The sequence below is a fragment of the Ruegeria sp. CF5 genome (assembly GCF_056537325.1).
Window position 1 is genome coordinate 1,054,777 of record NZ_JBQFRI010000001.1, and the last position, 21,877, is coordinate 1,076,653.

Below are 21,877 nucleotides of genomic sequence, written 5' to 3' on the forward strand. Positions count from 1 at the left end.
CATGAGGACGCTATGAGCAGGATGGAAACAGGAGCACCCCATGCAGCAACTGGAAGAACAGATCGCCCACCTGACCCGCACGGTTGAAGACCTAAACACGGTCGTCACCCGGCAACAGGACGAGATCGACCGGCTAACCCGCCGGGTCGAAATGCTGCTGCAACGCGAGGCCGAGCGGGCGCAGGAAGGTTCGGGCGGGGTTGTGCTGGGCGACGAACGCCCGCCGCACTATTGAGGGATCTAAGTCAGGCCAGGCTTAGAATCTTGCGATGCTCCAACCCGGTCATTGACCAATCGCGCCGACCACGCATCCTTGCTGCAAAACCATCCAGAGCATCGCCAAGCTGATCATCGAACCAAAGTGCCAGCGCCGTGCGCGGCAGCATGGCCTTGTTGTGCTGATAAGCGGTAACGAAAGTTCCGCCCTTGCCATCTGGTTCAAGCGTTACATCGAACTCTCCGTCCGTAAGACGCCGGTTCTTAGGATTTGAATTTCCAGAGAAGGAATAGTGGTAGCGATTTGGCGCATCGCATTCCAGCACGGTTTGCTGCTGCTTTTGAAAAATGGATGGCCCCATTAGGTAAGACACGTCAAAGCTGTCTGGATCTCCCGGAACGGGTTGCGCGTCATACAATAACTGTTCCCAGCTCGAGCTTGTGCCACATTCGGCCAGCGCGAAAGCAGGCCAGACTTTCTCAATGGGTTGCCGCACACGCACGCGGCGTTTGGATTTCCAATCCAGACCAAAGCGAAACCCGTCCAAAACAGTCCCGTATGTGATGGAGATAAAGCTCAGGAGCAATGCGAGGGTTATGATCGCTGTAAAAACGTCCGATAGGTTGAATTGATCAGCCAGACGTTCTGCTGGCTTAAGTGTGACATTGAGAAAAGCCCAGAAAGTGAGCATTTCAACCATCATTCGCAATCGGCGGAAGATCAGCACAAGCAACGCCAATCCACTCAAAACCACAGCGCTGGTCACCAAAATGGCCAGACCTAGGGCCAGCCAGGTAATGAATGGACCGGAGGCCACCATCATCTCAACAAACTGTTCTTCAAGTTGCTCCCAATGTTGAAAGACGACGGTTGCCATTAGAAAGAACGTCCCGAACAACAATCGGCGACGTTGCCTGTAAATCAGTTTGAACATACTGCGCACACATAGGTTGTAATACTCTATGCTGCATATCGCTCAGGATGTTGACCAGAATAAGACACACCAAAGCTTAGTCGATAGCGCTTTGGCCCAGTGATAGGTGGTCCAAACCACAAATTGGTTACAAGCCCAGCGTCGTTTTCACAGCGTTGTCGACAACGCCACCCAGCAGCGCATTCTTGTCTTCGGCGCAGCCTTCAGACAAAGCGGTCAGAAACGTCTCGCGCAGTTTGGCCTTGTCCTCGTCCGACGAAGCATGCTCCTCGATATTGATCTGGCGGTTGTAGATGGACAGGGCTGTCATTTTTTCGACGACCGCCAGAACGAAGGTTTCATCTCCGTCCGCCTCTTCAACTACCGATGCACAGGTGTGGTACATCACCGGCAAGGCATCCTGTACCATCTGATCCGCTTCTTCATCTGCCTGAGCCGCAATCGGAGTGACAGCGAAGGCAACAAAGGTCAGTGCTTTTAATGTGTTAAATCGCATCGCATTCACTTCCAGTTACGCCCGATAATGGCACCGGCCACGGCACCCGCTGCAGCACCTTTCCCGTCACCGATTAACGCGCCTACACCCGCGCCAACCACTGCCCCTTTGATTGTGTTGTCTTTCTTTTTGTCATCCGCCAACCCGGCAGATGCAGTCGCCAGAGATACGACCGCCGCGAAACCCAGTGATCTGAAACAAATACCTGAAATCGTCATGTCAGAGCCCTCCTGTGGCATGACCCAATAGGATATACCACTCAGCCTAACCGGGCGTCTTCATTGTGGCAACAAAACGAAGGATCAGAGTTCCTCGACCGACAGGACACCTTCCAGAGATTTGATGGCACCCTTGATCTGCGGGTTGATCGGAAAATCCTGGCCAAGGTCCATTTCCACTTCCCCCGGAAGACCGGGGTCAAGAAGGCAAAGCTGTATCGGGCCCTTGGACGCGCCACGCGCTGCCGTGGCCGCATCTTCAAGGACGTTCGCAAGTGTTGGCACCACCTGCGCATCCTCTACGAAAACCCGCAATCCGGTCGCTCCGGCCTCGGCCACAGCCGCATCGATTGGACCGACAGACCGGCCCAGTAATTTCAGCTGATCGGCCTCCATTGTCGCCTCGGCGGTCAGAACGACATGCGCACCGGTTTCCAGAAACTCGCGGCTTTTCTCCAGCGTTTCAGAGAACAACGTAACCTCATACGCGCCGGTTGGATCCGATAGCTGAGCAAAGGCGAACCGGTTGCCGCGCGCGGATTTACGCTCCTGCCGGCCGGCGACAACACCGGCCATCTTGGCAATCAGCGGGCCCGAGCGGGCCTTTTCCATCACATCGTCCAGCGTAAGGACCTGTTTGCGCTTCAAGGCGGGCATGTAATCATCAAGGGGATGGCCAGACAGATAGAAACCGATGGCCTTGAATTCTTCACTCAACCTTTCCGCAGGCAGCCAGTCGGCTGTTGGCGACAGGCGGGGTTCCGGCAGGTCATCCCCTGCCTCGCCGAACAACGAAACCTGATTGGAGTTCTTCTGTTCATGGATCGCCGCCGAATACTGCACCAGCGGCTCCAGGCTGTCGAATACCCGGCGACGGTTTTTGTCCAACTCATCAAACGCCCCAGCCCGTGCCATCATTTCGAGTGGGCGCTTGCCCACCTTTTTCAGATCAACGCGGCGGGCGAAATCGAACAGGTTCACAAACGGCTTGTCGGCACGCCCTTCGACCACAAGGTTCATCGCCTCGACGCCGACGTTCTTGAGCGCGCCCAGCGCATAGACCAGATGCCCTTCGACCACGTCGAAGGTCGCCTGAGAGCGGTTCACGCAGGGTGGTACGTAAGGCAGTTCCAGCCCCTTGCGGACCTCTTCGAAATACACCGCCAGCTTGTCGGTCAAGTGGATATCGCAGTTCATGACACCGGCCATGAACTCGACCGGGTGGTTCGCCTTTAGCCAGCCGGTCTGATAACTGACCACCGCATAGGCGGCGGCGTGAGATTTGTTGAAGCCGTAGTTGGCGAATTTCTCGAGCAAGTCGAAAACTTCGGAGGCCTTCTTGGCATCCACGCCATTCTCACCCGCGCCCTTTTCGAATTTCGGGCGTTCGGCGTCCATCGCCTCTTTGATCTTCTTACCCATCGCGCGGCGCAGCAGGTCAGCACCACCAAGGCTGTACCCGGCCATGACCTGCGCGATCTGCATCACCTGTTCCTGATAAACGATGATGCCCTGGGTTTCCTCAAGGATGTGATCGATCAGCGGATGCACGGATTCGATCTTGCGCAGCCCGTTCTTGACCTCGCAATAGGTCGGGATGTTCTCCATCGGGCCGGGACGGTACAGTGCCACAAGGGCCACGATATCCTCGATACAGGTGGGTTTCATACGCTTGAGCGCATCCATCATGCCCGAGCTTTCCACCTGGAACACCGCCACCGTCTTGGCCGCCGAGTAGAGCTTGTATGTCGCCTCGTCATCCAGCGGGATGGCGTTGATCTGGTTCTCGGCCCCCTCGGCGGGTTCATAGAGTTCAGTGCCGTCCGCCGCCACATGCAAAGGCCGCCCGGATTTGAAGATCAGGTCCATCGCATTCTGGATCACGGTCAAGGTTTTCAAACCCAGAAAGTCGAACTTCACCAGCCCGGCTTGCTCCACCCATTTCATATTGAACTGGGTCGCAGGCATGTCAGACCGCGGGTCCTGATACAGCGGCACAAGCGCGTCCAGCGGCCGGTCGCCGATCACCACACCCGCCGCGTGGGTCGAGGCGTTCCGCAGCAACCCTTCTACCTGTTGGCCGTAGGTGAGCAGTCGCTCCACCACTTCTTCATTGCGGGCTTCTTCGCGCAGGCGGGGTTCGTCTTTCAGCGCCTTTTCGATGGAAACGGGTTTGACACCCTCAACAGGGATCATCTTGGACAGGCGGTCCACCTGCCCATACGGCATCTGTAGAACACGGCCGATGTCGCGCACAGCAGCCTTCGACAATAGCGCACCAAAGGTGATGATTTGCCCCACTTTGTCGCGGCCATATTTCTGCTGCACGTAACGGATCACCTCTTCGCGGCGATCCATGCAAAAGTCGATATCGAAGTCGGGCATCGAAACCCGTTCGGGATTTAGGAACCGTTCGAACAGCAGCGAATAGCGCAACGGGTCAAGGTCGGTGATCGTCAGCGCATAGGCCACCAGCGATCCCGCGCCCGAACCCCGCCCCGGCCCCACCGGAATGTCGTGATCCTTGGACCATTGAATAAAGTCCGCAACAATCAGGAAGTAGCCGGGAAACCCCATGCCTTCGATGATGCCAAGCTCGAAATCCAGCCGCTCTTGATACTCTTCCGGTGTCACGGCATGCGGGATCACTGCCAGACGTTTCTGCAGGCCATCATTGGCGATGCGGCGCAGTTCGGCCACCTCGTCATCAGCGAATTTCGGCAGGATCGGATCACGGCGATAGGCCATGAAGGCGCAGCGTTTGGCGATCTCGACCGTGTTTTCGATTGCCTCGGGCAGATCGGCGAACAGCGTCGCCATCTCCTGCTGCGACTTGAAGTAATGCTGCGCGGTCAGGCGGCGGCGACCTTCCTGCTGGTCGACATAGGCGCCTTCCGAGATACAAATCAGCGCATCGTGCGCCTCGTACATGTCTGAGGTCGGGAAATACACATCGTTGGTGGCCACCAGCGGCAGGTTCTTGGCATAGGCCATTTCCACATGGCCACGCTCGGTCAGGCGCTCGGCCTCGGGCTGTCCGTCTTCGCCCGGATGTCGCTGAAGCTCGATGTAAAGACGATCGGGGAACACGGTTGCAAGACGGTCCACCAAAACCTCGGCCGCGGGACGCTGGCCTTGCTGCAACAGCATCCCGACCGGCCCCTCCGGCCCGCCGGACAGACAAATCAGACCGTCTGAGCGTTCGGCCAACTCTTCCAACGTGACCTGTGGCAGTTGCCCGCCCTTGTCCACATAGAGGCAGGAGCTGAGCTTCATCAGGTTTTCATACCCAACCTCAGACTGCGCCAGCAGCACGAGCGGTGCTGGGGCCTTGGGCTTTTCTCCCGGCTGCGCCTGCACGTAGGTCAGATCGACCTGACAACCCATGATCGGCTGCACCCCCGCCCCGCTAGCGGTCACCGAGAACTCCAAAGCCGAAAACATGCTGTTGGTGTCCGTCACCGCGACGGCGGGCATCTCCAACTTTTCGCAAAGACCCGGCAGCTTTTTCAGCCGCACGGCGCCTTCCAGAAGGGAATATTCGGTGTGAACGCGGAGATGAATGAATCGAGGAGTGCTGCTCATGCGCCGACGCTACCTCAGTCGGGCGTGGTGAAAAAGCCGGAACCGACCCGTTGAACAGCTTAAAAATCACTCTGGATTATTCGGCTTTTCCAGAAGGTGCTTCGGGGGACGTTATTCACTCCAGAGGAAAAATGCTGTAGTTTCATAATTCTAGGCCGCTATCGGACAGATCGAAACAACGTCGGAGGAAGGTAATGCTGTATCTTAGGGGCAGTTTTTCTTGCCAGATCGCGCCAGCCCTTTCTAACATCTGTCGGCAAGCTATCAGCCCGCTACTCTTTCTACGTCGCATCGAAGGAGAGCACCACATGGGCGCAACCGGGTAAGGCGACGGGTTTCACGAATGAATATCGCGTTTCTTCTGAACGGAGAGACAGTGGAGTTGGCGGATGTCGATCCGACGGCCACGCTGCTGGACTGGCTGCGCGAGGATCGCGGCCTGACCGGCACCAAGGAGGGCTGTAACGAAGGCGATTGCGGTGCCTGCACTGTCATGGTGACGGATGAGGAAGGCGCCAAGGCGCTGAACTCGTGCATCCTGTTCTTGCCTCAGCTACACGGCAAGGCCGTGCGCACCGTCGAAGGTGCGAGCGGACCGAACGGAGAGGCCCATCCGGCCCAGCAGGCCATGGTTGATCTGCATGGGTCACAATGCGGTTTCTGTACCCCCGGCTTTGTCATGTCGATGGTTGCAAGTCACACCAATGGCGCGACGGATCATGACAACCAGCTTGCAGGCAATCTGTGCCGTTGCACCGGTTACGCGCCGATCATTCGTGCCGCCAAGGCCACCGAAGAGCATCCCGTTCCGGTCTGGATCAAGGATAAGCCGGTTGCCCCGCAGGCAACGCCGCCCATGCTGCCGGGCTCGTCCGACGAATTGGCCGCTGTCTATGCGGAGCACCCAGATGCCACTCTGGTCGCTGGAGCGACCGATGTGGGTCTTTGGGTCACCAAGCAGTTGCGCGATCTGGACCCGGTGATTTTCCTAAACCGCTGCGACGATCTGAAAGAGATCACGATCACTGATGACGAAATCCGTTTTGGTGCCATGGTCGACATGAACCGTATGGGCGAAGCACTGGCCGAACTGTATCCGTCCTACGCCGAGATGATCCGCCGCTACGCCAGCGTTCAGGTCCGTCACGCGGCCACTGTCGGCGGCAATATCGCCAATGGCTCACCTATCGGAGACAACCCTCCCGCCCTCATCGCGCTGGATGCAACGTTGCATTTGCGCAAGGGCGATACGCGCCGTTCGATGCCGCTGGAAGATTTCTTTGTCGATTATGGCAAGCAGGACCGTGCACCCGGTGAATTCGTCGAGGCCGTCAGCTTCAAACGGCAGGCGGATCGGCTGAAATGCTACAAGCTCAGCAAGCGGTTCGATCAGGATATTTCCGCTGTCTGTGGATGTTTCAATATAACCGTCACGGACGGTACCGTGACCAGCGCAAGGATTGCGTTCGGCGGCATGGCCGGTATTCCGAAACGGGCCAAAACTGTCGAGGCCGCTTTGATCGGCAAACAGTGGACAACCGAGACCGTGCAGACGGCACTGCCTGCCTTTGCCGAAGACTATACTCCGATGTCGGATATGCGCGCCTCGGCCAGCTATCGGCTGGAGACGTCCAAAGCCATGCTGGAGCGGTACTTCCTCGAGGATCAGGGTGAAGTGACAAATGTGCTGGAGGTGTCGGCATGAGCGTGACCAAACCCCTGCCCCACGACGCCGCCCCGCTTCATGTCTCGGGAACGGCGCGTTATGTGGATGACATTCCCACTCCGAAGGGATCGTTACATCTGGCCTTTGGTCTCAGCCCCATCGCCAAGGGCAAGATCACGGCGATGGACCTGTCTGCAGTGAAGGCCGCCGAAGGTGTCGTCATGGTGATGACTGCTGACGATCTGCCTTTCGCCAACGACGTCTCACCTTCTATCCATGATGAACCATTGTTGTCGGACGGAACCGTCAACTATGTAGGCCAACCTGTTTTCCTCGTGGCTGCGACCAGCCATCTGGCGGCACGCAAGGCCGCGCAACTCGGCAAGGTCGAATACGCCGAGGAAACACCGATCCTGACAATCGAAGAAGCACTCGCGGCCGACAGCCGGTTCGAGGAAGGGCCGCGCATCTATGCCAAGGGTGATGTCGACAGTGCCATTGCAAATTCGGCACATGTGATCGAAGGCGCGTTTGAACTGGGCGGTCAGGAGCATTTCTATCTCGAAGGTCAAGCCGCTCTGGCCGTGCCGAATGAGGGCGGGGACATGCTGGTGCATTCCTCGACCCAGCACCCAACCGAGATTCAGCACAAAGTGGCTGATGCGTTGGGCGTACCGATGCATGGCGTGCGCGTTGAAACCCGCCGCATGGGCGGAGGGTTCGGCGGCAAGGAAAGCCAGGGCAATGCACTGGCCGTCGCCTGTGCAGTTACTGCCCGCGCCACCGGCAAAGCCTGCAAAATGCGCTATGACCGCGACGATGACATGGTGATCACCGGCAAACGCCACGCTTTCCGCATCGCGTACCGCGCAGGGCTTGATGAGCACGGCCACATACAGGGCGTTTCGTTTTTGCATCATGCCATCTGCGGGTGGGCACAGGACCTTTCCCTGCCTGTTGCGGACCGCGCCATGCTGCATTCGGACAACGCCTACCTGTTGCCAAACGCCCGGATCGAAAGCCATCGGCTGAAAACCAACACGCAATCCGCCACCGCCTATCGTGGGTTTGGCGGCCCGCAGGGTATGGTCGGGATCGAACGGGTCATGGATCATGCCGCTCATGAGCTGGGGCTGGACCCGGTCGAGTTGCGCCGCCGTAACTATTATGAGGCCGCACACAGCCCGACGATCGAACCAACCCATGTTCCTGAACGTCCGTTGGGGCATGTTGATCCGCATGAGGATCTGACCAGCCTCGGCGCGGTTGAACAGGTGACCACTCCGCCGCCGGTCCGTCCGGTACCCGAAGGCGGTAACACGACGCCGTATGGCATGGAAGTTACCGATTTCGAGTTGCACGGAATGACCGAAGCCCTGCTGAAATCCAGCGACTATGCGGCGCGCAAGGCGGCAATTGCAAAGTGGAACGCACAGAACCGGGTGATCAAGAAGGGTATCGCCTTTTCACCGGTCAAGTTCGGCATCTCGTTCACCCTGACCCACCTGAATCAGGCGGGCGCACTGGTGCATGTGTATCAGGATGGCTCGGTGCATCTGAACCATGGCGGCACCGAGATGGGTCAGGGCCTGTTCCAGAAGGTGGCGCAGGTCGCCGCGTCTCGATTTGGTATTCCGCTTGAGATGATCAAGATCACCGCCACGGATACCGCCAAAGTGCCCAACACATCGGCAACCGCGGCCTCATCTGGCAGCGATCTGAACGGCATGGCGGTCAAGGCAGCCTGCGACACGATCCGCGACCGCATGGCGGCCTATCTGGCCGAGCGGCATCAGGCAGACGCCGCCACGGTCAAATTCAGCGACGGACATGTCGAAGTCGGAGGGGAACGCTACAGTTTCGCCGAGGCTGCGGCCCTCACCTATCAGGGGCGGGTCAGCCTGTCGGCGACCGGGTACTACAAAACACCAAAGATCGAATGGGACCGGATCAAGGGGCACGGCCGTCCGTTCTTTTACTTTGCCTATGGTGCATCCGTAACCGAAGTGGCGGTTGACACCCTGACAGGCGAAAACCGCATTCTGCGCACAGATATCCTGCATGATGCCGGGGCGTCGCTGAACCCAGCTCTGGATGTCGGTCAGGTCGAAGGTGGATACGTTCAAGGCGCAGGTTGGCTGACGACCGAGGAACTGGTCTGGGACGATCAGGGGCGGCTGCGCACGCATGCGCCGTCAACCTACAAAATCCCTGCCTGTTCGGATCGCCCCGACATTTTCAATGTCGCGCTGTGGGATGGGCAAAACCGCGAGGATACGATCTATCGCTCGAAGGCGGTCGGTGAACCGCCCTTCATGCTGGGGATTTCCGCATGGCTCGCCCTGTCGAATGCGGTCGCTGCCTGCGGTGACGCCTACCCGGCGTTGGATGCACCTGCCACGGCCGAGGAAGTGTGGCGCGGTGTTCAGCGGATGAAGGGAGGCATCTGATGGGATTTGATCGGGAAGCTTTGAGGGAGGCGGTCAAAACCCATGGGTCTGTGGTCCGGGTGGTTATCGCCGGGATCAAGGGGTCGTCCCCCCGCGAAGTCGGTGCCGCGATGCTTGTTTGGGAAAATGGGCAGTCTGGCACGATCGGCGGCGGCACGCTGGAATTTCAGGCCGCCGAGGCTGCACGTCATCAGAACTCGCAAAGAAAGCTGACCCAACACGCGCTTGGCCCGGACCTTGGCCAGTGCTGCGGCGGTGCGGTCACGCTGCTGAGCGAGGTCTATGACCTGAAAGCAGTGAATCGTCTGGATGACACGATGATTGCACGTCCGGTTTCGGCTGGTGAAATGCCTCTGTCCGTCAAGCGTTTGCTGAACCGCGCGCGTGGACAAGGTGTTCAGCCAGAACCGCAGCTCCTTGACGGATGGATGATCGAACCAGTGCACAAACCGGCCCGCGACCTGTGGATCTGGGGCGCTGGTCATGTGGGCCGGGCGCTGGTTGATGTTCTGTCGCCCCTGCCCGATCTGGCAATCACCTGGGTTGATACAGGGCCGGAGCGATTTCCTGAAACAGTGCCGAACGGCGTGACGGTCGTGCCAGCCGCCAAACCGGCGGAACTGGTTCGTCACGCGCCGCGCGACGCCGAGCATCTGGTGCTTACTTATTCACACAATCTGGATCTGGAGCTGTGCAACAGGCTGCTTTTGCACGATTTCCGCTTTGCGGGCCTGATTGGCTCGGCTACCAAATGGGCGCGGTTCCGCTCTCGTCTTGCTGCGTTGGGGCATTCGCCTGAACGGGTAAGCCGGATCACCTGCCCGATCGGTGATCCGGGCTTGGGCAAACATCCGCAGATGATCGCGGTTGGCGTCGCGGCGCAAATCCTGCGCCCCGCCCTGCAAAACGACTTGAAGAAGGATCTGAGCGCGTGACCACACCACTTCTGAGCCTGCAAGGCCTGACCAAAGCCTATCCCGGCGTCGTGGCCAACGACACCGTCTCGTTCGATATTGGCGAGGGCGAAGTTCATGCGCTGCTGGGCGAAAACGGCGCAGGCAAATCCACTCTGGTCAAAATGATCTATGGGCTGGTGAAGCCTGACAGCGGTACGATGCTGTTGCGCGGCCAACCCTATGCGCCACCCGAACCCCGCGCCGCGCGGGCAGACGGGATCGCGATGGTGTTTCAGCACTTTTCGCTGTTTGACGCGCTGAACGTGGCCGAGAACATCGCACTTGGGATGGAGAACCCGCCGCCGATGGGCGATCTGGCCTCGCGTATCCGCGAAGTGTCGGAGACCTACGGTCTGCCGCTGGACCCTTTCCGTACGGTTGGTGACCTGTCGGCGGGTGAGCGTCAGCGGGTCGAGATCATCCGCTGTCTGTTGCAGGAGCCCAAGCTGCTGATCATGGATGAACCGACATCGGTTCTCACCCCGCAAGAGGTTGATATCCTTTTCGAGACGCTGAATAAATTGCGGTCTGAGGGCACTTCGATCCTGTATATTTCGCACAAGCTCGAGGAAATCCGCACGCTCTGCGATCACGCCACGATCCTGCGTCTGGGCAAGAATGTTGGCGAATGTGTTCCAAACGAAACCTCGGCACGGGACATGGCCGAGATGATGGTGGGTTCGACCCTGCAGACGCCGGAACGGTCGGGACGTGAGTTTGGCGAGGTCGCACTGGATGTTAGCGGCTTGTCGGTGCCTTCGCCGTCGGAATTCGGAACGGCACTAAAAAACGTCCATATGACGGTGCGCAAAGGCGAGGTTCTTGGCATCGGCGGCGTCGCCGGGAATGGGCAGGACGAATTGTTGGGGGTCCTTTCGGGTGAAATCCCGACAACCGCCGACGCAATCAAGTTCAATGGCCAACCGATAGGCAAACTGGGGCCTACCGCGCGCCGTACGCTGGGCGTGCTGACAGCCCCCGAGGAACGACTTGGACATGCCGCAGCCCCGGATATGAGCCTGACCGAAAACGCCCTGCTGACCGGATCGGTACGTGAAGGTCTGGAAAACAACGGCTTCCTGAAATGGGCTGAGACTAAGAGCTTTGCCGAAAAGATCATCGAAGTCTTTGACGTACGCACACCCGGCCCCGAAAACGCGGCACGGTCGCTGTCGGGTGGCAACCTGCAGAAATTCGTGATCGGACGCGAGGTGTTGCAGAACCCTGATGTGTTGGTGGTGAACCAGCCGACATGGGGCGTTGATGCGGCGGCGGCGGCCTCGATCCGGCAGGCCATTCTGGACCTAGCTGCCAAAGGCACCGCAGTCATCTGCATCAGTCAGGACCTGGATGAGTTGATGGAGATTTCAGATAGCTTTGCGGCCCTTAACGAAGGACGCCTGAGCGCACCGCGCACAACGGCGGGCCTGACGGTGGACGAGATCGGCCTGATGATGGGCGGCGCACACGGCATGGAGGTGGCGCATGTTTGATCCGTTGAACCGCCTCAAGCGGCCGTACTTACAACGAGAAGAAGAACCTGGGGGGATGAGCAGATGATAGTGTTGGAGAAACGGCCGCAGCCGTCCAAAGCGTGGTCCTACGCGACCCCATTGGTGGCGGTGCTGGCAACAATGTTCTTTGGCGGGTTGCTATTCGCCATTCTGGGCAAAAACCCGGTTCAGGCCATTGGCACCATTTTCTGGGAGCCGCTGTTTGGCGAGTTTTCTTTCTATTACCGCCCGCAGCTATTGGTGAAAGGCGCGCCGCTGGTCCTGATTGCCATTGGCCTGTCGCTGGGCTTTCGGGCTGGCATCTGGAACATCGGCGCCGAGGGACAATACATCATGGGCGCCATCTTTGGCGCAGGTGCGGGGCTTGCCTTTTATCCGCTGGAGGCGTGGTACGTCTTTCCGATCATGGTGATTGCCGGCGCGCTTGGCGGTTGGATCTGGGCAAGCATCCCGGCCTTTCTGAAAGTGCGGTTCGGTACCAACGAAATTCTCGTATCCCTGATGCTGGTTTATGTGGCTGAACAGATGCTGGCCTCGGTCTCGCTGGGACTACTGAAGAACCCCGAGGGGTTTGGCTTTCCCGGCTCGCGCAATCTGCAGTCTTATGCCAGCGCGCATAATGCTGAGCTGATTTCAGGATCGGGAATGCATTGGGGCGTCGTGACTGCTCTGATCGCTGTGATCTTTGCCTATATCCTGCTGAACCGTCACATGCTGGGCTTTCACATCCGGCTGACCGGCGAAGCACCCCGCGCCGCGAAATTCGCAGGCGTGAACCCGGCCCGCCTGATCCTGTTCTGTCTGGGTCTTTCCGGCGCGTTGGCCGGATTGGCGGGGATGTTCGAAGTGTCCGGCCCTTCGGGCGTGGTCAGCATCGATTTCAACGTGGGCTATGGTTTCACGGCGATTATCGTTGCCTTTCTTGGCCGGTTGCACCCGATTGGAATTCTTCTGGCCGGGGGCCTGATGGCCCTGACCTATATCGGCGGAGAAATCGCCCAGTCGCAACTGGGCCTGCCCGCCGCTGCCATTCAGGTGTTTCAGGGAATGCTGCTGTTCTTCCTGCTGGCATTCGATCTTTTGACAAACTACCGCATCCGTGCGGCCCGTAGTGAGGTAGCGTGACCCATGGATCTTGGTGAAATCAATCCCGTACTTTTGGTGGCCTCGCTTATGGTCGCCGCAACCCCCCTGCTATTGGCCGCGATCGGAGAGCTGGTCGTTGAGAAAGCAGGCGTTCTGAACCTTGGTGTCGAAGGCATGATGATCGTGGGAGCGATCAGTGGCTTTGCCATCTCGGTTGAAACCGGATCACCCTGGCTTGGCTTTTTCGCCGCAGCGGTCGGCGGCGCTTTGCTGTCACTTCTGTTTGTCCTGCTGACACAGGTTGCACTGGCCAACCAGGTAGCGAGTGGACTGGCTCTGACTCTGTTTGGCTTGGGATTCAGCGCATTGATGGGACAAAGCTATGTGGGGATCACACCCCCGGATATGAACGACCTCTATATCCCGCTCATCAGCGATATTCCGGTGATCGGTCCGATCCTGTTCCAGCATGATCCGATCCTCTATGTCGGAATCGCGCTGACTGCCACCGTCTGGTACGTTCTCAAGTTCACCCGTATCGGTCTGGTCCTGCGCGCGGTGGGTGAGAACCACGACGCCGCACATGCGCTGGGATATAAGGTCATCAAAATCCGCGTTCTGGCGATCCTGTTCGGTGGGGCCTGCGCCGGTCTTGGTGGGGCCTATATCAGCCTGATCCGCGTGCCCCAATGGACCGATGGCATGACGGCCGGAGTTGGCTGGATCGCGCTCGCGCTGGTGGTGTTTGCCAGCTGGAAGCCTTGGCGCGTTCTGCTGGGTGCCTATCTGTTCGGCGGTATCACCGTCTTGCAGCTTAATTTGCAGGCAGCGGGCGTTGCCATCCCTGTCGAGTATCTGGCAATGTCGCCCTACATCATCACGATCCTTGTGCTTGTGATCCTTTCGGCCGACAAGAGCAGTGCACCTGCCTCATTGGGCCGGATTTTCCACGCCTCGCACTAGACGGGGCCAAATGAACCAACTTGGGGAGTAACTACATGAAATTCACTTCAATTCTGGCAAGCGCCACCCTGGCGCTGGGGCTGGCCACCAGCGCCATCGCTCAGGAAAAAACGAAGGTCGGCTTTATCTATGTCGGCTCGATCAACGACGGGGGCTGGAACGAGCACCACCATCACTCGGCCAAGGAAATGCAGAAGCATTTTGGCGATAGCGTCGAGCTGGTTTATCAGGAGAACGTTGCCGAAGGGCCGGATGCCGAACGAGCCATGACTCAGATGGCACTTGAAGGCGCGGATCTGATCTTTTCGACGTCCTTCGGGTTTATGGACCCTACGATCAACGTGGCCAAGAAGTTCCCGGACGTGAAATTTGAACACGCGACCGGCTACAAGCGGGCCGACAACGTCTCGACCTATTCCGCCCGTTTCTACGAAGGCCGTGCGGTACAAGGCCACATCGCCGGAAAAATGACCGAGTCGAACATCGTGGGCTACATCGGATCCTATCCGATCCCAGAGGTGATCCGTGGTATCAACTCGGCTTATCTCCACGCCAAGAAGGTCAACCCGGATGTCGAATTCAAAGTCATCTGGATTTACACTTGGCTTGACCCATCGAAAGAGGCGGACGCTGCCAAGGTTCTGATCGAACAGGGCGCAGATGTGATCCTGCAGCATACGGACTCGACCGCTCCGCTGGCGGCTATGAAGGACGCCGGCAACGTGATCGGGTTTGGTCAAGCTGCGGATATGGCAGAATATGCACCGCATCCACGCGTCAGCTCGATCATCGACAACTGGACACCTTATTATGTCGCCAGAACTCAGGCAGTCATGGACGGCAACTGGGAAAGCATCGATACCTGGGATGGCATCAGCAAAGGCATGGTCGGGATCGGAGAAATCTCGGACGCAGTTCCTGCGGATGTCAAAGAGGAAGCGCTGGCAATGAAAGCCGCGATCGCCGATGGCAGCTATCACCCCTTCACCGGCCCGATCAAGAAACAGGATGGCAGCGACTGGCTGGCCGAAGGCGAAGTGGCCGATGATGGCACATTGGCTGGCCTGAACTTCTATGTCGAAGGCCTTGAAGGCGAAATTCCGCAGTAAGCGCGGCTATTAAACCCAGCGAAGGGCCAGCCATTTTGGCTGGCCCATTGCCAGAAGCCTTGCAAGATTATGCACAACGCACCGCGCAACAGGCTGTTACAAAAAATCACCCTCGCGGAATTCTGCGAGGGTGTTTTTGTTTGGAATGGCGGCTGTGCGGACCAAGCCGCCGTTCCTGTAGGGCCGCTGCTGCGCCTTTCCGCCCGAATTGAGGACATGCTGCGCCCGTACATTAACACCGTCACCGGGATGTTCGTCGTATGAGTGGGGCAGAGATCGCCGCACAGGTGAACGCCAATTCTGCGCCGTGCAATGCTTCAAGCGAATTGGCAATCAAATTTGCCCAGATAATCGTGACTACAAAGCGTCTGGCGACAATCGGGGAAACTTAACTAACCGTGAACAAATTTCGCTACCACCCTGCGTCCTCAAGCGCGCATCCATTTTCTTTTTCTAAGCGACGGGCAGCCTCCTCTTCTTTCTTTGTTCCTCGCCATGTCGCATCTCTAACCTGCTTTCGTATTTCGTGACACTTGTCAGAACTCCAGCGCCGGTAGCTAATCTCATCTTGCACCGCCGGAATCGCGAATGCGGCCACTGCAACCAACACGACGGCCCCACCGCCAGCAATCAAAGCCTTCTTGTTCACTTGGTACTACCTTCAGTTTAATTTGTCGTATCGAGAACAACTGCACGAATTGATGTTCTGGCAAGTTTCCAGCGGTCCATTTCACATTTCTTGTGAGATATGTGTCATGTATGCATCTGAAAAATATACATTTCACAAACCTGAATTCATTCTCTGATCAGATGGATCGCCAGTCACCAAGGCTAGGGTCGGGATCCCCGAGCCTCGCTAATCTTTGCGTTTCAAAGAAAGATGGGTGGAACGGATATGGTTGGGTTAAGCAGGGGCGTCCACTATGCGGACCAAGCCGACAATGCCGGTTTGGGTGTGAACGTCTGCTATTCATCCCAATGCAAATATGCCCATACCCTTGACCAAGCGCCCTAGCACATTTAGGCAAAATTGATCTGCCCGCCGGGACGACCCGGCCAGGAACGGCGCTTAGTCAGGACGACCTGATAAAACTGAGGTCGAAGATGACAACCAAACACAAAAATGCAAAGAAACTGATCGAGGGTCGACCCGCCCTGATCGTGATCGACATTCAGAAGAGCACGTTCATTGATAACAGCGCAGTCCGCTCAATCGACAATATGCCGAGTTATAAGGAACGGATGCTCGCTGCGCGCGATTTGGTTGATGCCGCACATCAATACAATGTGCCCGTCATTTTCATTCAGGAAGTTCATCGTTCCGACCAGGTCGACTTCGGCCGGGAGCTGGATGGCGATGAGGACATACACTGTCTCGAAGGTGATCCGCGGACAGAGGTTGCCAAAGAAGAGATGGGATATCGCACTGGTGACTATTTGGTTCCGAAGCGGCGTTATTCTGCGTTTTTTGGAACCGATTTCGAAATTCTGCTGCGCGGTCTAAAGGTAGATACTCTAATACTATGCGGAGGCCTGACCGATGTTTGTGTGCACTACACGTTCGTTGATGGCCATCAATCAGACTACTTCTGCCGCGTTGTGGAGGATTGCGTCGGCGGGTCATCCCTCCAAGCCCATGAAGCTGCGCTCAGAGCAATGGAGTATTTGCAAACGGGCGCTGTTCAAAACCGCGAAACGGTGATTAACGCGATCTCTTTGCTCTGATACGCAAACGGCTCCTTTATGTCTGTTTCGCATTGCCTAAAGCCCAAACCAGCAATTCGAAATGTGTCGAATGCTGGCAGGATTGGGCTCAAACCGGACCTTCAGCAGTGCGGCAGGAAAAAAACCGCGGTTACCCGATGCAAAAGACGGCGACGCGAAGCAAAATTGACGTTGGTTCAACGATCAGTCGCCGCCAATCGCGCGCCAAATGATTTAAAAATGTGAATATGATACTCTTGCAAATTAGAGAGCGAGATTATGACGCTTCCTTTTATGAAAGGAAACTGAGATGAACTCTGTTACCAATATTTCTAAGACGCTGATTGCTGCATTGATCGGATGGGTTGGCGTTTCCCAAACTGATATCAACCTAATTGGTTCAGCCGAAGCGCAGCAATCGGAAAGCCAGATACCGATGATATCGCCAACCGAAGCGCGAGAACGTGATTTCTACGCACCAAACAGTGAAACGCTGGCACCCGATGAAATGCGTGTCATCGCTTGTGGCACCGGCATGCCGACCCCACGACCGGCTCAGGCGGCAGCGTGTTTCCTTGTTGAACTGGGAAATGGCGACAAGTTTCTGTTTGATATTGGCGACGGATCGGTCGAGAGGCTTTTCGGGCTGCAAATCCCGACTGCTTTTCTCGACAAGGTGTTTATCGGCCACCTTCACGGAGATCATTTTGGCGGCATCGGCGCACTCTATGTTGCGGGCGGAATAGCCGGTCGGTTCTCGCCTCTGCGGATTTGGGGGCCCAGCGGCTCACGACCCGAACTGGGCACGGCGGCGGCTGTTGAAGCGATGGAGAAAATGTACCTTTGGGATCTCGAAGGGCGATTGGGCCAGACTGATGTGCGCGGCTTTGCCACTGAAATCACTGAATTTGACTACAAGATCACGCAGGTCATTTACGAAGACAATGGCGTGAAGATCACTGCATTTCCTGCCATCCACGCCATCGATGGATCAGTTAGCTATCGGCTGGACTGGAATGATCTGTCCTTTGTGTATTCAAGCGATACCTATCCGAACAAGTGGTTTGTTGAAATGGCTCAGGGCGCCGATCTGGTGGTCCATGAATGCTTCATAGCGGTGCCTGACCTAGTTGCGCGTTATGGATTGACACCCGAATCCGCTCTTCAGGTTGGCACTCAGATCCATACACCGCCCGAAGCTTTCGGTAAGGTCATGAGTGCCGTGCAGCCTCGTCTTGCCGTGGCCTATCACTTCTGGACCGGAATCGACTCGACGCCTGGCGTTCTTGAACGGATTAGAAAGACATATGATGGACCACTGAGCCTTGCTCAGGACTATATGGTTTGGAATGTCACAAAAGACGATATCAAAGTAAGAATGGCTGCGATCAACCACGAAAGCTGGAACCCGCCTGCAGCCTATCCACCGGAACCCATCAACCCTGCGGATCAGATTGGCTACTCACCGGAGATCGAAGCGGGCCGTTGGGACGTCGACGACGTGGTACGACCAATCTACAAGGAAGCCGAAGAAGCACTGGGGCGCGAGTTCAAGTATCCCGGGGACTGAGCAATCACCGATGGCCTGAACAACGGAGGTACCGAGGTTTTATCGGCAAACTTTGCTCTTTATCTCTCATAGTTCGGTTTGGGCTCAGAACAGACACTAAGGTGTTGCTAATCGCGCACCCGCTCGCACATGCTCAGCAACACTTCCGGCAGGTGTCTTGCGGTTTCGGCTGGCCCTTTTTCGCGGGGCGATTTCGATTTCAATCAACGATTTGAAAGGATTTCCTTGACGTGAACCGATCCGAGCGGGCCTCATCACCTTAGAACGTGGCGATCATCCTTGTTTTGGAAAGGCCAGATGGCAGTCGAACCAAATGACAACACCCGCTGGTGGATACTGGGTGCGATGGGTGCCATTCTCGGCGTTATTCTGCTGGATGAGACCGTCGTCAGTGTCGCTTTGCCGACCATCCGAAAAGATCTTGGCCTGTCCGAACTAGATGCGCATTGGGTCGTGAACATCTATCTGCTTGTTCTGGCCTGTCTGGCTGGCGCCGCCGGACGCCTGGGTGATATTCTGGGTCCCCGTCGTTTGCTGACGGCCGGGCTTTTGATCTTTGGCCTGTCTTCGGCTTTAGGGGGCCTAGCCCAAAGCGGTACGGCGCTGATCTTGGCCCGTGCGGTCCAAGGGGTCGGGGCCGCTTTCATCTTTCCGCTGTCTCTGGTTCTGGTCACCCGTTCCTTTGAAGATCATGAGCGAGGCAAGGCGCTGGGACTTTACGGGTCGATTGGCACGGTGTTTTTGTCGCTGGGACCGCTGATCGGCGGCCTGCTGACCGAATACATGTCGTGGCGGTGGATCTTCTGGGTCAACCCACCCATCGTTCTGATTGTGGCGGCCATCACGCTGAGCAAGTGGCGGGACCCGCCCCATCTGCCTGAGCTAGGTTTTGACTGGGCAGGCTTTCTGATGCTGGTCGTGGGATTGGGCATGGTCGTGTTCGGCATTATGGAAGGACCTGACCGAGGCTGGACCCAGCCCGAGGTTTTGGTAACGCTCTTGCTTGGGGCGGCACTGCTAATCCTGTTCATACCGACCGAGCGTAAATCCCCCACCCCACTGATCGCGGTATCACTGTTTGCCAGTTCCAGCTTCAGTGCTGCAAACATGATCATCTTTACAGCGCAATTCGTCAAAATCGTTCTGTTGGTCTTTGGCGCGTTGTACTTTCAGTCCGTGCTGGGTGTGTCGCCCCTTGTCGCCGGGATCGCGCTGCTTCCATCGGTCGTGCCGCAGGTGCTGATCGCGACATTTGCCGGCAAAACCTCGGACCGGCTTGGAACGCGCGGGCCGTCCCTGTCGGGAGTGTTTGCCGGAGTGGTTGCGGTCGCCCTTATTGCACTGGGTATGCAGAGCCGCCACACCATGTTCATATTCGCAGGGTTCCTGATCTGGGGCTGCGCCGTACCGTTCCTGTTCGTACCCCCGCGCCGTGCGGTCATGTTCTCGGTTCCGCCAGCACTGCACGGTCAGGCGAGTGGAATTTCCATGTCATTTCAACTGCTGGGCGGAACGGTGGGAATGGCGCTTGGCAGTACTGTTTACGCGGTTACGCAATCTTTCTCACAGGTATTCTGGCTTGTTTCGGTCTTTGTTGCGGCGGTGTGGACTTTTGCCTTTTTCTCGCTCGACAAAGAAACAAGCGCCCGCCCCCCGAAAGGGAGCGGGCGCAACTGAAGCACATTCAGCCAAGGATGGCAGATCAATGCCCGGTCAGCACCAAAGTATTGACCGGCATCAGGATCAGACGAAGCCGCAATCCGGCGGCGTGGACTACGCCGATCGTGTCGACCACATGCAGGAACGCCTTTTCCCAGAAGCCCAGATTTTCGTCTTCCAGCTTTTCGTGATTGTCGGTGTAGACGTTTGCCAGACAGTTACTTCCGGGCGGAATTTCATCGGCCATCCCTTTGTATAGCGGCTCGAGATACACCAATATCGAACCCGGATTTGTGTTTGCCTGCACATCGCGCAACTCGTCGCTTGGCCGGATTTGGCCCGACGGGATAACGTCTTGTACTTCGACAACAACAACCGGGATCACGGTGAACGGCTTGGTCATGCAGCCCAGTTCACCAATCATGCCGGGTTTGATGACCTGAGCGGACAGTTGGTTGAATGCCGCCTGAAAACGATCATGCCCGGATGAAGACGGTACCAGAATGCCCGCAGGCCGCAGCAGCGGGCTGACATAGTCGCCAACCTGCAAACCGAACTGTTCGATCCGACCCGTCACACCCGCACTGACAACGGTTTTGTCCAGTTCGGTAAGGGCCGCGTCCAGTTGTGCGTTGGCGCTGGCCAGTTGAGCAGGGATCAGTTCCTCGATCTGCTGAACCACAGCAGCTCTTTGCGACTGGGCCGCGACCACTTTGGCCTCTCGCTCTTCAACCAGATTTTCCAAACGCTCGATCTCGGTCAGTCGAACTGCGCTTGAGCCTTCGTCGCGCAGCGTCGTGTTTCGTTCCAGATCTTCAAGCGCCTGATCCAGCGCAGCACGCGCGCCGGCAATACCGGCTTCGGCCTCGGCCAGATCGGTTTGCGCCACTTTCAACGAGGCCTGAACCTGAGCGATTTGGGCATGCGCCGCCTCGACTTGCGCCGTTTGCGTAAAATCCTCAATCCGGAAAATGGGCTGACCGGCCGTTACGTGTTCGTTGTTCCTGACATACACCTCCGACACGCGGCCACCCAGTTGCGGCAAGATCGTGACAGTGCGGAAATACGAAGCGGCGGTTTTGCTGGCCGGGTGAAAATAAAATAACGTCGTGATGACGGTCAAAGCCAGAATGGCACAGGTCGTCAGCCCCCACCGCAATTCGTACCACATGGTGAAAAGCGTGATCTCGTGACCGATCCGTTTGCCTTGGACAAATCTGCGAAACAGAAAATCAGGCAGCACCGTGACAAGGGCGCACATCAATGTTTCCAGCATGTCTTAACGCTCCTGCGGTGTGGGTTCGGACAGGTCCGGGGTGCCCGCCGAAACATCTTCGGTCACCGGAGCGGGGTCGCGTTCGGGTGCCAACGACCGGATGGCATCGGCTATCGCTCTGAGAGGGGCTGCAAAATCAGGGAACTGGAATCCGGCCACCAGAATGGCGGCAATCCAGAATATGCCGTTATGCGTGAAAAGCGCCAGAAGCGCCAATATGCCTACCAACTGAAACTGAGGGTGATTGGATTCGTGTGCAATCTTTTCCGGAATCGAATGGAGCGTGAAATAGGCAACCCCAATCAGCAGTATGACAACAACTGTAAAAACAACCATGAACGTAAATAGAAAGTCACTGCCGTCTGCCTGGGTCACATAAGATGGAATATGCCCCGTGGCCATCGGGTGTAATTCTGCGGTACTCACCCTGCCCTCCTGTTTTTGCTATCACTTCTTTGGATGGGTTGATGCTTT

At 57.2% G+C, this 21,877-nt stretch carries 19 protein-coding genes; 12 read left to right on the top strand and 7 right to left on the bottom strand.

Annotated elements, in window-relative coordinates; genetic code table 11:
- Positions 1-40 precede the first annotated feature (40 nt).
- Complete coding sequence (locus ACR0NW_RS05080; RefSeq protein WP_170651071.1) at positions 41-235, top strand: SlyX family protein; 195 nt, start codon at positions 41-43, stop codon at positions 233-235.
- Between the two features lie 10 nt (positions 236-245).
- Here ACR0NW_RS05080 and ACR0NW_RS05085 read toward each other — a convergent pair whose 3' ends face one another.
- The 4 genes from ACR0NW_RS05085 to dnaE form a co-directional block, all read right to left on the bottom strand.
- Positions 246-1,151: a hypothetical protein gene (locus ACR0NW_RS05085; protein ID WP_480448552.1), complete on the bottom strand. Its 906-nt coding sequence runs from the start codon at positions 1,149-1,151 to the stop codon at positions 246-248.
- A 127-nt stretch (positions 1,152-1,278) separates the two neighbouring features.
- A complete protein-coding gene (locus ACR0NW_RS05090; RefSeq protein ID WP_480448551.1) occupies positions 1,279-1,647 on the bottom strand; it encodes a hypothetical protein in 369 nt (122 codons plus the stop codon).
- Positions 1,648-1,652: 5 nt separating this feature from the next.
- Positions 1,653-1,865: a YMGG-like glycine zipper-containing protein gene (locus tag ACR0NW_RS05095; RefSeq protein WP_170651073.1), complete on the bottom strand. Its 213-nt coding sequence runs from the start codon at positions 1,863-1,865 to the stop codon at positions 1,653-1,655.
- Positions 1,866-1,949: 84 nt separating this feature from the next.
- Entirely contained in the window at positions 1,950-5,450 is a 3,501-nt protein-coding gene (gene dnaE / locus ACR0NW_RS05100) for a DNA polymerase III subunit alpha (protein WP_480448550.1), read from the bottom strand.
- Between the two features lie 343 nt (positions 5,451-5,793).
- Between dnaE and xdhA the strand changes: the two genes are divergently transcribed.
- From xdhA to ACR0NW_RS05140, 8 genes are all read left to right on the top strand, one after another.
- Complete coding sequence (gene xdhA / locus ACR0NW_RS05105) at positions 5,794-7,155, top strand: xanthine dehydrogenase small subunit (protein ID WP_480448549.1); 1,362 nt, start codon at positions 5,794-5,796, stop codon at positions 7,153-7,155.
- Positions 7,152-9,566: a xanthine dehydrogenase molybdopterin binding subunit gene (gene xdhB, locus ACR0NW_RS05110; protein WP_480448548.1), complete on the top strand. Its 2,415-nt coding sequence runs from the start codon at positions 7,152-7,154 to the stop codon at positions 9,564-9,566. Before xdhA ends, xdhB begins: the two co-directional genes overlap by 4 nt.
- Entirely contained in the window at positions 9,566-10,501 is a 936-nt protein-coding gene (xdhC, locus tag ACR0NW_RS05115; RefSeq protein WP_480448547.1) for a xanthine dehydrogenase accessory protein XdhC, read from the top strand. Before xdhB ends, xdhC begins: the two co-directional genes overlap by 1 nt.
- Positions 10,498-12,015, top strand: a complete 1,518-nt coding sequence (locus ACR0NW_RS05120; protein ID WP_170651078.1) for an ABC transporter ATP-binding protein — start codon at positions 10,498-10,500, stop codon at positions 12,013-12,015. Before xdhC ends, ACR0NW_RS05120 begins: the two co-directional genes overlap by 4 nt.
- 63 nt (positions 12,016-12,078) lie before the next feature.
- The gene (locus ACR0NW_RS05125; RefSeq protein WP_170651079.1) at positions 12,079-13,161 is read left to right on the top strand and encodes an ABC transporter permease; all 1,083 of its coding nucleotides are present in this window, start codon (positions 12,079-12,081) and stop codon (positions 13,159-13,161) included.
- A 3-nt stretch (positions 13,162-13,164) separates the two neighbouring features.
- Entirely contained in the window at positions 13,165-14,085 is a 921-nt protein-coding gene (locus tag ACR0NW_RS05130) for an ABC transporter permease (protein WP_480448546.1), read from the top strand.
- 35 nt (positions 14,086-14,120) lie between these two features.
- Complete coding sequence (locus ACR0NW_RS05135; protein ID WP_170651081.1) at positions 14,121-15,194, top strand: BMP family ABC transporter substrate-binding protein; 1,074 nt, start codon at positions 14,121-14,123, stop codon at positions 15,192-15,194.
- Between the two features lie 69 nt (positions 15,195-15,263).
- Complete coding sequence (locus ACR0NW_RS05140) at positions 15,264-15,458, top strand: hypothetical protein (protein ID WP_480448545.1); 195 nt, start codon at positions 15,264-15,266, stop codon at positions 15,456-15,458.
- 148 nt (positions 15,459-15,606) lie between these two features.
- On the opposite strand, the gene ACR0NW_RS05145 is transcribed toward ACR0NW_RS05140, so the two are convergent.
- Positions 15,607-15,843 (bottom strand): hypothetical protein, encoded by a 237-nt coding sequence (locus tag ACR0NW_RS05145; protein WP_480448544.1) that lies wholly within the window; start codon positions 15,841-15,843, stop codon positions 15,607-15,609.
- A gap of 455 nt (positions 15,844-16,298) precedes the next feature.
- Between ACR0NW_RS05145 and ACR0NW_RS05150 the strand changes: the two genes are divergently transcribed.
- From ACR0NW_RS05150 to ACR0NW_RS05160, 3 genes are all read left to right on the top strand, one after another.
- A complete protein-coding gene (locus tag ACR0NW_RS05150; protein WP_480448543.1) occupies positions 16,299-16,919 on the top strand; it encodes a cysteine hydrolase family protein in 621 nt (206 codons plus the stop codon).
- A 289-nt stretch (positions 16,920-17,208) separates the two neighbouring features.
- Positions 17,209-18,468 (top strand): guanitoxin biosynthesis MBL fold metallo-hydrolase GntH, encoded by a 1,260-nt coding sequence (gene gntH, locus ACR0NW_RS05155; protein ID WP_480448541.1) that lies wholly within the window; start codon positions 17,209-17,211, stop codon positions 18,466-18,468.
- Between the two features lie 297 nt (positions 18,469-18,765).
- A complete protein-coding gene (locus ACR0NW_RS05160) occupies positions 18,766-20,145 on the top strand; it encodes an MFS transporter (protein ID WP_480448540.1) in 1,380 nt (459 codons plus the stop codon).
- Positions 20,146-20,170: 25 nt separating this feature from the next.
- On the opposite strand, the gene ACR0NW_RS05165 is transcribed toward ACR0NW_RS05160, so the two are convergent.
- Positions 20,171-21,403: an HlyD family secretion protein gene (locus ACR0NW_RS05165; RefSeq protein ID WP_170651086.1), complete on the bottom strand. Its 1,233-nt coding sequence runs from the start codon at positions 21,401-21,403 to the stop codon at positions 20,171-20,173.
- 3 nt (positions 21,404-21,406) lie between these two features.
- The gene (locus ACR0NW_RS05170) at positions 21,407-21,805 is read right to left on the bottom strand and encodes a hypothetical protein (protein WP_480449584.1); all 399 of its coding nucleotides are present in this window, start codon (positions 21,803-21,805) and stop codon (positions 21,407-21,409) included.
- Positions 21,806-21,877 lie beyond the last annotated feature (72 nt).